Source organism: Nocardioides sp. GCM10030259 (assembly GCF_042666375.1).
Taxonomy (GTDB): Bacteria; Actinomycetota; Actinomycetes; order Propionibacteriales; family Nocardioidaceae; genus Nocardioides.
The window spans coordinates 436968-450066 of the sequence record NZ_JBHTDF010000008.1 but is presented as its reverse complement, the minus strand read 5'-3'; the positions used below and the strand labels follow the sequence as shown (position 1 = coordinate 450066).

Genomic DNA, 13099 nt, shown 5'->3' with positions numbered 1-13099 from the left:
GAGGAGCCCACAGTGGCTAAGGCGAAGTTCGAGCGGACCAAGCCGCACGTCAACATCGGCACGATCGGTCACATCGACCACGGCAAGACGACCCTGACTGCCGCGATCACCAAGGTCCTGCACGACAAGTACCCGGACCTGAACCCGTTCACGCCGTTCGACGAGATCGACAAGGCTCCCGAGGAGCGCCAGCGCGGTATCACCATCTCCATCGCGCACGTCGAGTACCAGACCGAGGCGCGCCACTACGCGCACGTCGACTGCCCGGGTCACGCGGACTACATCAAGAACATGATCACCGGTGCCGCTCAGATGGACGGCGCGATCCTCGTGGTCGCGGCGACCGACGGCCCGATGCCGCAGACCCGTGAGCACGTGCTGCTCGCCCGCCAGGTCGGCGTCCCCGCCCTGGTCGTCGCGCTCAACAAGTGCGACATGGTCGACGACGAGGAGCTCATCGAGCTCGTCGAGATGGAGGTGCGCGAGCTCCTCTCCGAGTACGAGTTCCCGGGCGACGACATCCCGGTCGTGCGCGTGGCGGCCTTCCCGGCCCTCAACGGCGACGCCAAGTGGGGCGAGTCCGTCCTCGAGCTCATGAACGCGGTCGACGAGTACATCCCGACCCCGGAGCGCGAGACCGACAAGCCGTTCCTGATGCCGGTCGAGGACGTCTTCACGATCACCGGTCGTGGCACCGTCATCACCGGTCGTATCGAGCGCGGCATCGTCAAGGTGGGTGAGGAGGTCGAGATCGTCGGCATCCGCGACACCTCGCAGAAGACCACCGTCACCGGTGTCGAGATGTTCCGCAAGCTGCTCGACGAGGGCCAGGCCGGTGAGAACGTCGGTCTGCTCCTCCGCGGCACCAAGCGCGAGGACGTCGAGCGCGGCATGGTCGTCATCAAGCCGGGCACCACGACCCCGCACACCAACTTCGAGGCCTCGGTCTACATCCTCTCGAAGGAGGAGGGCGGCCGTCATACGCCGTTCTTCAACAACTACCGTCCGCAGTTCTACTTCCGGACCACGGACGTGACCGGTGTCGTGACCCTGCCCGAGGGCACCGAGATGGTCATGCCGGGTGACAACACCGAGATGTCGGTCGAGCTCATCCAGCCCATCGCGATGGACGAGGGTCTGCGCTTCGCGATCCGCGAGGGCGGCCGCACCGTCGGCGCCGGCCGGGTCACCAAGATCACCAAGTGATCTGACCTGAGCCAGTAGCTCTCACCGAGGGCCTCGAACCGCAAGGTTCGGGGCCCTCGGCGTTTTGCGGCCGCCCTCGGGTGGCCGCGTTGCATGCCGGGCCGCGTGAAGCTCCTCCGGCTAGGGTCGGGAAACGTGGATCACGCACACATCGACGCCGCCGCGGTCGAGGCCGCGGCCGAGATCCTGCGGCCGGTAGTCCGTCGCACCGAGCTCGAGCACAGCGAGCGGCTCAGCGACATCGTCGGCGCGACCGTGCTGCTCAAGCGCGAGAACCGGCAGATCACCCGGTCCTACAAGGTGCGCGGCGCCTTCCACCTGATCGGCGGCCTCACCGACGCGGAGCGGGCTCGCGGTGTCGTGTGCGCCAGCGCCGGCAACCACGGGCAGGGCCTGGCCTGGAGCTGCGCCCGCCTCGGCGTGAAGGGCCGCGTCTACGTGCCCGGCAACACGCCCCGCCAGAAGCGGCAGCGGATCCTCGCGCTCGGGCAGGGGCTCGTCGAGCTCGTCGTCGAGGGCAGCACGTACGACGCGGCCGGCGCGGCCGCGCACGCCGACTCGGAGCGCACGGGCGCGGTCTACGTCCCGCCGTTCGACGACCCGCGGACGATCGCCGGGCAGGGCACGATCGCGCTCGAGCTCGTCGAGCAGGCGCCGGCGCCGCTGCACGCCGTGCTCGTGCCGGTGGGCGGTGGCGGACTGGTCGCGGGGCTCGCCGTCTGGCTGCGCGAGCGGCACCCCCAGGTGCGCGTCATCGGTGTCGAGCCGTCCGGCGCGGCCAGCATGACGGCGGCCCTCGCCGCCGGCGCTCCGGTCGCCCTCGCCGACGTCGACACGTTCGTGGACGGCGCGGCCGTCGGCCGGGTCGGCGACGTGACGTTCCCACTCGTACGCGACCTGGTCGACGACATGCTCACGGTCGACGCCGGCGCCGTATGCACCGAGATGCTGGACCTCTACCAGGTGGAGGGCATCATCGCCGAGCCCGCCGGGGCGCTCGCCAGCACCGCCGTTCGCGAGCTCGCCGGAACGTTCCCGGCCGACGCTGCGGTCGCGTGCATCGTCTCCGGCGGCAACAACGACGTCAGCCGGTACGGCGAGATCGTCGAGCGGTCGCTGGTCCACCAGGGGCTGCGGCACTACTTCCTGGTGTCGTTCCCCCAGGAGCCGGGCGCCCTGCGGCACTTCCTCGCCGACGTGCTCGGCGAGGGCGACGACATCGTGGTGTTCGAGTACGTCAAGAAGAACAACCGCGAGACCGGGCCGGCGCTGGTCGGCATCGAGCTCGAGAGCGCGCCGGCCCTCGAGGGGCTCCTCGGCCGGATGGAGGCCAGCCCGCTCACCATCGAGCGCGTGCCGCCGGGCTCGCCGCTGTTCACGTTCCTGATGTGAGGGCGGCGACCGCCTCGGCGAACACCTCCGTGTGCCGGTCGACGTCCGCCTCCGTGTGCGCAGGCGAGAACAGCGCCATGTTGTGGAAGGGCGTCAGCAGCACGCCTCGGTTGAGGCACCACAGGTGCAGCAGGCCCTCGAGCTCCTCGTCCACCGCCGCGGCGGCGGCCGCGCCGTCGCGGGGCGGCGGGCAGAACCAGTACTCCGCACGGCACCCGAGCCGCTGCACGTGCCACGGCATCCCGGCGCCCGCGATCACTCCGGCGACGCCCTCGGCGAACCGCTCGGCGAGCGGCACCGCCACCGCGAAGTCCTCGTCCCGCAGGCAGGTCGACAGCGTCGCGCGGATCGCCGCCAGGGCGAGCGCGTTGCCGGTGAGCGTGCCGCCGACACCGGCGACGTCGATCTCGTGGCCGAGCATCGGGCCGGAGAGCCGCTCGGCGACCTCGGCGCTCATGCCGTACGCCGCGCAGGGGATGCCTCCGCCGATCGGCTTGCCGACCACGACGAGGTCGGGGTCGAGCCCCCAGGCCGCGGTCGCGCCGCCGGGGCCGGCGCACAGCGTGTGGGTCTCGTCGTTGACGAGCAGCACGCCGTGCCGGCGGGTGACCTCGCGAACGCCCTCGAGGTAGCCGGGCTCCGGCAGCACGATCCCGATGTTGGTCAGCGCCGGCTCCATGAGCAGGCACGCGACGTCGCCGGCCGCGAGCCGGCGGTTGAGGGCGTCGAGGTCGTTGAACGGCACGACCGCCGTGGTCTCCGAGACCGGGACCTGCGGACCAAGCGCACCGGACCGCGGCACGACGGCGTCGCCCTCGAGCACGGCGAGCGTCTCGTCGACGGTGCCGTGGTAGCACCAGTCCATCACCGCGATCCGCGGCCGCCCGGCCAGGTGCCGCGCGAAGCGGAGCACGAACCGGTTGGCGTCGGTCGCCGACATCGCCAGCTGCCAGGACGGCAGCCCGAAGCGGCGCGCCAGCTCCTCGCCGACCCAGATCGCGTCCGCCGACGGCAGCATCGTGGTGATGCCGCGGCTGGCCCGCTCGGTCAGCGCCGCGGTGACCTGGGGGAGGGCGTGCCCGGTCATCGCCCCGGTGTCGCCGAGGCACAGGTCGACGTACTCGACCCCGTCGACGTCGACGAGCCGCGCGCCGGCCGCGGACTCGAAGAACAGCGGGAACCGGCCCGGCCACCGGGTCATCCAGGGCATCGGTACTCCGGCGAGCAGCGGGCCGCGCGCGGCCTCGGCGAGCTCGGCCGAACGAGGGTGGGAAGCCGCGAAGCGCTCCTCCTCCTGGGCACGCAGGGACGCGATTCGGGCGCGATCGATCATGCAGGTGAAGATAGTGCTCATGCCCGACGAGCCAGTGCGACCGGCGCGCCCGCACCACAAGCTGACCGAGGACGGTCGCCGGATGCGCGAGGTCCTGACCTACTCCCGCCGCGGCAACCGGTTCACCCCGCGCCAGCGGGAGGCCTGGGACGCGTACGCCGAGCGCTGGTGGGTGCCCGACGAGACGGTGGACGAGCCCGGCTTCTCGCTGGCCGGCCTCTTCGGCCGGGAGGCCCCGCTGATCGTCGAGATTGGCTCAGGCATCGGCGAGTCCACCGTCGAGCTCGCGCGGACCCGGCCCGACCACGACGTGCTGGCGTTCGAGGTGTGGCGCCCCGGCGTGGCCGACACCCTCGGCCGCATCGGCGAGGCCGAGCTGTCGAACGTGCGGCTGCTGAGCGTCGACGCCGTCTGGTCGATGGAGCACCTCGTCGGCCCCGACACCCTCGCCGGCCTGTGGGTGTTCTTCCCCGACCCCTGGCACAAGACGCGGCACCACAAGCGCCGGCTCGTGACCCCCGCCTTCGCCGCCCTCGCCGCCACCCGGCTGGCGGTCGGCGCCGAGTGGCGACTGGCGACCGACTGGGGAGACTACGCCGAGCAGATGGTCGAGGTGCTCGACGCCGAGCCGCTGCTCGAGGGCGGCGTCGTCGAGCGCTGGGCGGAGCGGCCGGTCACGAAGTTCGAGCGCAAGGGGCTGGCGGCCGGCCGTGCGATCACCGACCTGCGCTACGTGCGGACTCGGTAGCACGCAGCGCGGGTGCCGGCCCACTCGGGCCGACACCCACGCGTCGTACCAACGGGAGCTCAGGCCGCGTCGAGCGCGGGCTCCATCCCGAGCTCGTCGGGGACGTCCACCTCGAGCTCGTCGCGACGGATCAGGGTCAGTGCGGCGACCACGCCGAGGGCGGCGATGCCCGCTCCGACCAGGAACGCCGTCTGGAACCCGTCGACCAGGGCCACCGGCAGGGCCGACCCGCTCGCGATCGCGTCCTCGGTGCTGGACGTGGCGATCGTCGAGAGTGCGGCGATGCCCAGCGCCCCGCCGATCTGCTGCGAGGTGTTGATCAGTCCCGAGGCCAGCCCGGCCTCGGCCGGCCGCACGCCGGCCAGCGCCGCGATCGAGATCGGCACGAAGGAGAACCCGATGCCGACGCCGAGCACGAGGAAGCCCGGCAGCAGGTCGCTGACGTAGCTGCCGTCGACCGACACCTGCGTGAAGTACACGAGACCCGCCGTCAGCGCGCCCATGCCGACCACCAGCACCGGCTTCACGCCGACCCGGGTGACCAGCTGACCGGCGACGGCCGACCAGACGATCGCCGTACCGGCGACGGAGAGGTACGCGACGCCGGTCTTCATCGCCGAGTAGCCAAGCACCTGCTGCATGTAGAGGGTCAGCATCAGGAACATCGAGAACATCGCGGTGCCCATGATGAAGCCGGCGACGTTCGCGCCGCTCACCGTGCGGGTCCGCAGCAGCCCGAAGCGCATCAGCGGCTCCGGGTGGCGCAGCTCCCAGAGGACGAAGCCGGCCAGCAGCACCAGTGCGCCACCGAAGATGGCGACCGTCTGGGGGGCGAGCCAGCCGTCCTCCCCGGCCTTGGTGATCGCGTAGACGACGGACGACAGTCCACCGGTCACGAGCACCGCCCCCGGGAGGTCGAACCTCTTCACGTGCGCGTCCCGGCTCTCCGTGAGGAGGATGGGTGCGAGCACGAGGCCGATCACGCCGACCGGGACGTTGACGAAGAAGATCCACTCCCAGCTGAGGGCGTCGGTGAGGATCCCGCCGAGCAGCACGCCGGCCACGGCGCCGAAGCCGCCGACGGCGCCCCAGGCTCCGAGCGCGATGTTGCGCTCCCGGCCCTCGGCGAAGGTCGTCGAAAGGATCGACAGCGCCGCGGGCGTGATGATCGCGGCGCCGAGGCCCTGGAGCGCGCGGGCGCCGATGAGGGAGGAGTCGGACCAGGCGAGGCCCGCCAGGAGCGATGCGGCCGAGAACACCACCAGTCCGACGAGGAAGACCCGGCGCCGGCCGAACATGTCGGCGATGCGGCCGCCGAGCAGGAGGAAGCCGCCGAACACCAGGGCATAGGCGCTGATCACCCACTGCAGGTCTTCCTGGGAGAACCCGAGGTCGACCTGGATCGAGGGGAGCGCGACGTTCACGATCGCGATGTCGAGCACGACCATGAACTGCACGACGCACAGCAGTGCGAGCGCCAGCCATCTGCGGCGGTCGTCGACCGCCTGCGTTGCTTGCAATTCTGAAGTCATGCCATCGACGGTAGAGGCAGTCACTTTAAAAACGCAAGTGAATTCTTGCGGACTGAAATCGAGTGCTATGATTCCGACGTGGCCAAGCGCTATGACCAGTACTGTCCGATGGCGCACGCGCTCGATCTCGTGGGCGATCGCTGGACCCTCCTCGTGCTCCGCGAGCTGATGCACGGTCCGAAGCGCTACACGGACCTCGTCGACCGGCTCCCGGGCATCGGGACCAACATCCTCGCCGCGCGGCTGCGCGACCTCGAGGGCAACGGCATCGTCGGCCGCCGCGTGCTCCCGCCGCCGGCGGCGTCCAAGGTCTACGAGCTCACCGAGTACGGCCGTGCGCTGCGCCCGGCCATGCGCGAGCTGGCGCTCTGGGGCGCCCGATCCCTCGGACCGCCCACCGACGAGGCCGAGCTCTTCGAGGGCTGGCTCGGCAACGCGCTGGACATCGTGATGGCGGAGCGTGCGCCGAGCGGCCGCTTCGAGTTCCACGCCGGCCCGGAGATCGCCTCGCTGGTCGACGGCGAGGTCGTCAACACGCCGATCGAGGATCCCGACGTGGTCGTCGTGGGCGACCCGCAGGGCATCTACTCGCTGTTCGTGGACCGGTGCACGGACCTCGTCACCATCACCGGCGACCAGGACCTCCTCGAGGAGCTCCTCGACGCCGCGCCGGCGAGGGTCGACGCCCCCGCGCAGTCCGGCTAGCGAGGCACCGCCGCGGTCGTACGACGTACGACGAGCTCGGTCGGCAGGATCACCTGCTCCGGTGCCCAGTCGCCGCCCGCGAGGGCCGCGAGCACCTGCGTGGCCGCGACCCTGCCCTGCTCGTAGACGGGCTGGGCGACGGTCGTGAGGTCGAAGTACTTCGCCATCTCGTGGTCGTCGATGCCGACCACCGAGAGGTCCTCGGGCACGTGGATCCCGAGCTCGCGGGCGGCGCGGAGGGCCCCGATCGCCATCTCGTCGGACGCCGCGAAGATCGCCGTGGGCCGGTCGGGGCGAGAGAGCAGCCTGCGCCCGGCCTCCTGTCCGCCGACGACCGTGAACGCACCGTCCTCCTCCAGGTCGGTGCACCGCTGCACGGCGGCCTTCTCGAGCGTGCCGAGGAAGCCCGTCAGCCGGGCGGACGGGGCGGTGAAGTCGAGCACGCCCTCGGTGGCGCCGCCGATGTAGCCGATGCGCTCGTGGCCGAGGTCGAGCAGGTGCCGGGTCGCGGTGGCCGCGGCCTCTTCGTCGTCGATCCGCACGGTCGCCCACCCGGGCAGGTCGGCGCCGACGATCGTCACCGGAAGCCCGAGGCGGCTCAGCCGACCGCGCTCGTCGGGGCTGGGCTTGAGGCTGAGCACCAGCACGGCGTCGGCGCGCTTCATCAGCAGGCTGGTGTCGAAGACGCGGTGCCGGGCGGAGGCGTCGCCGGCGAGGTTGTAGAGGAGCAGGTCGTAGCCGCTCTTGCGGAGCACCTCCTCGGCGCCCTGGACCACGGCTGCGAAGAACCACTGGGTGACCCGGGGCACGACGACGGCGACGGTCCGGGTCTGCCCGCTGGCGAGGCCGGCGGCGCTGGGGGAGGGCACGTAGCCCAGCCGCTTGGCGGACTCCATGACCCTCTCGCGAGTCTCGTCGGAGACGCCGGCGAGGCCGCGCAGCGCGCGTGAGACCGTCGCCGTGGACATCTCCACGTCGCGGGCGACGTCCTTGATGCTGGTCACGGTGGGAACGCTCCCACTTTCGCGGTAAAGAGTCTAGGCTGCTGCCCATGACCCAGTACCTCCCTGACGGATCCACCCTGGCCTTCGGCGCTGCGACCGCGGCGTACCAGATCGAGGGCGCCACGACCGAGGACGGTCGCGGGCCCTCGGTGTGGGACACGTTCGCGGCGCGTCCGGGCGCGACCCGCGACGGCAAGGACGGATCGACCGCCTGCAACTCCTACCACCGCTTCGAGGAGGACCTCGACCTCGTCGCCGGCCTGAACGCCGGCTGGTACCGCTTCTCGATCGCCTGGCCGCGCATCATCCCGGCCGGGACCGGTGCCGTCGAGCAGCGCGGCCTCGACTACTACGAGCGACTCGTCGACGCGGCGCTGGCGCGGGGCGTGCAGCCGACCGCGACGCTCTACCACTGGGACCTGCCGCAGGCCCTCGAGGACCGCGGCGGCTGGCTCGAGCGGAGCACCGCCGAGGCGTTCGCCGACTACGCGATGGTCGTGCACGACCGGCTCGGCGACCGGGTGAAGGTCTGGGCGACGCACAACGAGCCGTGGTGCGCGGCGTACCTCGGCTACTCCGCCGGCATCCACGCGCCCGGTCGCAAGGAGGGCGGCGCCGGCCACCGGGCGGCCCACCACCTCAACCTCGGCCACGGCCTCGCGGCGGCCCGCCTCCACGAGGCGGGCGTCACCGACCTCGGCATCGTGCACAACCTGGCGCCGTTCTGGCCCGAGACACCGGAGGCCGCGCAGGCGGCCGACGAGCTCGACGCGGTGCGCAACCGGATCTGGACCGGGCCGCTCGCCGAGGGTGCGTACGACGAGGGCCTGCTGCGCGTCGCCCCGGAGCTCGCCGACCCGACGCTGGTCCGCGACGGCGATCTGGCGCTGGTGCACGGCTCGGCCGACTGGATCGGCGTCAACTACTACACGCCGTTCCGGCCGACGCTCGCCGACCCGAGCCTGACCGTGCACCCGGAGGTCGAGGCCTACCCGGGCGTCACGCCGGTCTCGTTCGTGGTCCGCGAGCCCCGGACCGACATCGGCTGGGAGACCGACGCGTCCGGGCTCGAGGCGATCCTCGTGCAGACCCACGAGCGCACCGGCCTTCCGATCCTGGTCACCGAGAACGGCGCGGCCTGCGCCGACGACAAGGTCGTGACCGGACCCGACGGCCGGCCGATGGTCGACGACCAGGACCGCCTCGGCTACCTCCGCGACCACATCGACGCCACCGAGTCCGCCCGCAAGGCCGGGGCCGACGTGCGCGGCTACATCGTGTGGACGCTGCTCGACAACTTCGAGTGGGCAGAGGGATACACGAAGACCTTCGGTGTCGTGCACATCGATCCCGAGACCCTCGCTCGTACGCCCAAGGCGTCCTATCACTGGCTGGCCGAGCACATCGGTTCCGCCTCCTCGTGACGGGCTGATGCGGTGCTGTTGGCCGGTCAGCCCTTGACGCTTCCGGCCAGCAGCCCCCGCACGAAGTAGCGCTGGAGCGACAGGAACACGATCAGCGGCACCACCAGCGCGACGAACGCACCGGCCGAGAGCAGGAACCAGTCCTGGCCGCGGGTGCCGGACAGCTCGGCGAGACGCACCGTGAGCGGTGAGGTCTGCAGGCTGCCGCCGCTGAACACGAGCGCCACCAGCAGGTCGTTCCAGACCCACAGGAACTGGAAGATGCCGAACGCCGCGATGGCGGGCGCCATGAGCGGCAGCATGATCCGGCTGAAGATCTGCACGTGGCCCGCGCCGTCGACCCGTGCGGACTCGATGAGCTCGCCCGGGATCTGGCTCATGAAGTTGTGCAGCAGGTAGATCGCCAGCGGCAGCGCGAACATCGAGTGCGACAGCCAGATCGTGTAGAAGCCGCCGCCCGGAGCGTCGGAACCGGCGAGGCCGAGGTCGACGTACAGGGAGAGCAGCGGGATCATCGTCACCTGGATCGGCACGATCTGGAGCGCGAAGACCGCGACGAACAGGATGCTGCGGCCCGGGAACCGCATCCACGCGAAGGCGTACGCCGCCATCGTCGCGATGGACACCGGGATCAGCACCGCCGGGATCGTGATCACGATCGAGTTGATGAAGTACGTCGCGAAGTCGGTGCCGGGGTCGTTCAGCACGGTGTCGTAGTTGTCGAGCGTGAACGACGGGTCGGTGAAGACGGTCCACCACCCGCTGGACGTGACGTCCTGCTCGGGGCGGAACGACGTGATGAACAGGCCGATGGTGGGGATCGTCCAGAGGATCGCGATCACGATCGCTGCGAGCGACGCCCACGGTGAGGTGAGCGCCTTGTGCGCACTGCCGGCGGCCGTCTCGCGGGCGACGACGGCCTCGACGTCGGTGACTGCGGTGGTCATCGTGCCTCCAGCTTGCGCATCTGACGGACGTTGTAGACGACGATCGGGATCACCAGCAGGAAGATGATGACGCCGAGCGCGGACCCGAGCCCCTGGTTGAAGGCGGTGAAGCTCTGGCGGTAGAACTCGTAGGCCAGCACGCTGGTGTCGAAGTTGCCGCCGACCGTGGTCCGCACGATGTCGAAGGCCTTGAGTGTCGTGATGCTGATCGTGGTGAGCACGACGATCAGCGACGGCCGGATGCTCGGCACCGTGATGAAGCGGAACATCTTGAACCCGCTGACGCCGTCGAGGCGGGCGGCCTCGACGATGTCGTCGGGGATCGCCTTGATCGAGGCCGAGAGGATCGTCATCGCGAAGCCGGCCTGGACCCAGATCATGATGATGATCAGGAAGAAGGTGTTCCAGGGCGGATCCTGGAGGAAGCGGTAGGTCTCGAAGCCGAGCGCCTTCAGCATCGCGTTGAGGATGCCGATCTGCTCGTTGGCGGAGTCGCGGTAGTCGTAGACGAACCGCCAGATGATCGACGCGCCGACCAGGGAGATGGCCATCGGCAGGAAGATCAGTGCCTTGGCGAACTTCTCGAACCTGGCGCGGTCGATGAGGACGGCGTAGATGAGCCCGATGCCGGTCGCGAAGATCGGGACGAGGAAGACCCACAGGACGGTGTTGATGAGCACCTGGATCTGGTCGTCGTCGGTGAAGATCGTGACGTAGTTGTCGAAGCCGACGGACTCCTGCAGGTTCGGGCCCCTGAAGGAGTTGTAGATCGTGACGATCGCCGGGTAGACGAGGCCGACACAGATCAGCGCGACCGCCGGCAGCACGAATGCGGCGGACTGGGCCAGCTCGCCCTTGCGCGAGCGCAGGCGCTGGGTCGCGAGCAGGATCACGGCGACCACGGCGAAGAACAGCGCGACCGCGATCAGCATCTGGGTGAACTTCTCACCAGTGGACATACCGGGCACTCCCGTTCAGACAAGGGCCCGCCGGCCGGTCAGGAGACCGGCCGGCGGGCGGTTGATCACGGCCAGGAACTCTCGATGTTGTCGAGGGTGTCCTGCGTGCTCTGGTCCTCGCCGATCCAGGCGGTCATCTCCTTCCAGAACGACCCGGCGCCGACAGCACCCGGCATCAGGTCGGAGCCGTCGAAGCGGAAGACCGCGTCGGGGTCCTGGAGGATCTCGACCGACGTCTTGTCGATCGGGCTGGCCACGTTGGCGATGTCCAGGTTGGAGTTGGCGCTGACGAAGCCACCGTTCGGGGTGGCCTTGCCCTTCTCGTTGACCCACTCGCCGCCGGAGATGTAGGTCATGAGCGCCTCGACCTCGATCGCGTCGGAGAACGCGGTCACGAACTCGCCACCGCCGAGGACCGGGCTGCCGAACTCGTCGCCCATCGGGGGCAGGTAGAACGCGAAGACGTCGCCGTCCTCGCCCACCTCGGTGCCCTCGGGCCAGTTGGCGGCGTAGAAGCTCGCCTGGCGGTGCATGGCGCACTTGCCGTCGACGATCGGCAGGCCGCCGTCGGTGAACTCGGTGCTCGCGATCGACTTGAAGTCACCGAAGCCGCCGTTGACGTAGTCGTCGTTCTTCAGGATGCCGCCGACGGCGTCCACGGCCTCGACCACGGCCGGGTCGTTGAACGGGATCTCGTGGCTGACCCACTGGTCGTAGACGTCCGGACCGGCGGAGCGAAGGAGCACGTCCTCGACCCAGTCGGTGGCCGGCCAGCCGGTCGCCTCGCCCGAGCCGATGCCGGCGCACCAGGGCTTGATGCCGCTGGCGGCGATGTCGTCGGAGAGGGCGAGCATGTCGTCCCAGGTCTCCGGGATCTCCCAGCCGTTCTCCTCGAACATCTTCGGGGAGTACCAGACGAAGGACTTCACGTTGGCGGTCAGCGGCGGCGCGTAGAACACGTCGTCGACGGTGCCGTAGGCCTTCCAGTCCTCGCCGTAGAACTCGTCGACGTTGTCGGACACGCCCTGCGGTGCCTCGACGACCTTGCCCGTGTCCTCGACCAGGGTCTTGAGCAGGCCGGGCTGCGGGATGAACGCGATGTCCGGCGGGTTGCCGCTCTGGACGCGGACGACGAGCTGGGTCTCGAACTCCTTGGAGCCCTCGTACGCCACCGTGGCGCCGGTGCACTCCTCGAAGAGCTTGAACGAGTCGATGTAGGGCTGGTCTTCGGGCGCGACGATCGAGGTGTAGAGGCTGACCTCCTTGCCGCTGAGGTCACCGAACTCGGTGAGATCTGCGCACTCGGCCTTGCCCTCGCCCGGGGACGTGCCGGAGGCGGTACCGCCACCGTCTTCGTCGTCGCCGCCACAGCCGGCGAGAACGAGCCCCGCAGTCACGAGGGCGGCGGCAGCTGCCATCCCCCTGCGCGTGTTGCGTGATCGCATTCGTGGATTCCTCTCTGGGTTGTCAGCAGGTCCGCATAGGTCCGCGCGCCTTTGAAACCCGCTCCGTCGAGGAACGATGCAAACGTTTACGCGCGTGCCCGTCAAGGGACCTCGGTCACGATTCAGTAACGTGGGTCACATTTCAATGGGAACGCTCCCATCGCCGGAGGATAGCCCCAGCACCGCTAGCGGCGCCGCAGGATCTCAACCTTCGTGCAAAGCCGCTGGTGAGGTGGTCTGAACCAGTTCCGCGCGCTCGCTCTGTCCGGCGTCGCGCCCCGATCTCGGGAGGACTTGCGGCGATCCGGGGGAATTCGACCACATCAAGGGTGATCCCCCTTGGTCTAGACCAGTGGTCGTCGGCAGGGCGTGACGGCCTACGTCATCGACACCGGCGCACGGCG

Annotated in this window: 11 protein-coding genes; 5 read left to right on the top strand and 6 right to left on the bottom strand. The window is 70.0% G+C overall.

Going from position 1 to position 13099, the window contains the following annotated elements; genetic code table 11:
* The first annotated feature begins 12 nt into the window (after positions 1 to 12).
* Positions 13 to 1206: an elongation factor Tu gene (gene tuf / locus ACFQQI_RS10855; protein ID WP_378562214.1), complete on the top strand. Its 1194-nt coding sequence runs from the start codon at positions 13 to 15 to the stop codon at positions 1204 to 1206.
* Between the two features lie 135 nt (positions 1207 to 1341).
* Complete coding sequence (gene ilvA, locus ACFQQI_RS10850) at positions 1342 to 2598, top strand: threonine ammonia-lyase IlvA (RefSeq protein WP_378562211.1); 1257 nt, start codon at positions 1342 to 1344, stop codon at positions 2596 to 2598.
* Here the strand turns inward: ilvA and ACFQQI_RS10845 are convergent.
* Positions 2582 to 3931 carry an aspartate aminotransferase family protein gene (locus ACFQQI_RS10845; RefSeq protein ID WP_378562208.1) on the bottom strand — a complete coding sequence of 450 codons (1350 nt, stop codon included), beginning with the start codon at positions 3929 to 3931 and terminating at the stop codon, positions 2582 to 2584. The two genes, ilvA and ACFQQI_RS10845, sit on opposite strands and share 17 nt — an antisense overlap.
* 19 nt (positions 3932 to 3950) lie before the next feature.
* Between ACFQQI_RS10845 and trmB the strand changes: the two genes are divergently transcribed.
* Positions 3951 to 4679 (top strand): tRNA (guanosine(46)-N7)-methyltransferase TrmB, encoded by a 729-nt coding sequence (gene trmB, locus ACFQQI_RS10840; RefSeq protein ID WP_378562205.1) that lies wholly within the window; start codon positions 3951 to 3953, stop codon positions 4677 to 4679.
* A 59-nt stretch (positions 4680 to 4738) separates the two neighbouring features.
* Here trmB and ACFQQI_RS10835 read toward each other — a convergent pair whose 3' ends face one another.
* On the bottom strand, positions 4739 to 6211 hold the full coding sequence (locus ACFQQI_RS10835; protein WP_378562202.1) for an MFS transporter: 1473 nt from the start codon (positions 6209 to 6211) through the stop codon (positions 4739 to 4741).
* A 78-nt stretch (positions 6212 to 6289) separates the two neighbouring features.
* Between ACFQQI_RS10835 and ACFQQI_RS10830 the strand changes: the two genes are divergently transcribed.
* On the top strand, positions 6290 to 6916 hold the full coding sequence (locus tag ACFQQI_RS10830; RefSeq protein WP_378562199.1) for a winged helix-turn-helix transcriptional regulator: 627 nt from the start codon (positions 6290 to 6292) through the stop codon (positions 6914 to 6916).
* On the opposite strand, the gene ACFQQI_RS10825 is transcribed toward ACFQQI_RS10830, so the two are convergent.
* A complete protein-coding gene (locus ACFQQI_RS10825; protein WP_378562196.1) occupies positions 6913 to 7920 on the bottom strand; it encodes a LacI family DNA-binding transcriptional regulator in 1008 nt (335 codons plus the stop codon). The genes ACFQQI_RS10830 and ACFQQI_RS10825 overlap by 4 nt on opposite strands.
* A 47-nt stretch (positions 7921 to 7967) precedes the next feature.
* Here ACFQQI_RS10825 and ACFQQI_RS10820 point away from each other — a divergent pair, with 47 nt between their 5' ends.
* Positions 7968 to 9344: a GH1 family beta-glucosidase gene (locus ACFQQI_RS10820; RefSeq protein WP_378562193.1), complete on the top strand. Its 1377-nt coding sequence runs from the start codon at positions 7968 to 7970 to the stop codon at positions 9342 to 9344.
* Between the two features lie 26 nt (positions 9345 to 9370).
* On the opposite strand, the gene ACFQQI_RS10815 is transcribed toward ACFQQI_RS10820, so the two are convergent.
* From ACFQQI_RS10815 to ACFQQI_RS10805, 3 genes are all read right to left on the bottom strand, one after another.
* Positions 9371 to 10291 carry a carbohydrate ABC transporter permease gene (locus tag ACFQQI_RS10815; protein ID WP_378562190.1) on the bottom strand — a complete coding sequence of 307 codons (921 nt, stop codon included), beginning with the start codon at positions 10289 to 10291 and terminating at the stop codon, positions 9371 to 9373.
* The gene (locus ACFQQI_RS10810; protein WP_378562187.1) at positions 10288 to 11250 is read right to left on the bottom strand and encodes a carbohydrate ABC transporter permease; all 963 of its coding nucleotides are present in this window, start codon (positions 11248 to 11250) and stop codon (positions 10288 to 10290) included. The genes ACFQQI_RS10815 and ACFQQI_RS10810 overlap by 4 nt, the downstream gene beginning before the upstream one ends.
* Before the next feature lie 65 nt (positions 11251 to 11315).
* Positions 11316 to 12668 carry an ABC transporter substrate-binding protein gene (locus ACFQQI_RS10805; protein ID WP_378562184.1) on the bottom strand — a complete coding sequence of 451 codons (1353 nt, stop codon included), beginning with the start codon at positions 12666 to 12668 and terminating at the stop codon, positions 11316 to 11318.
* Between the last annotated feature and the right edge of the window lie 431 nt (positions 12669 to 13099).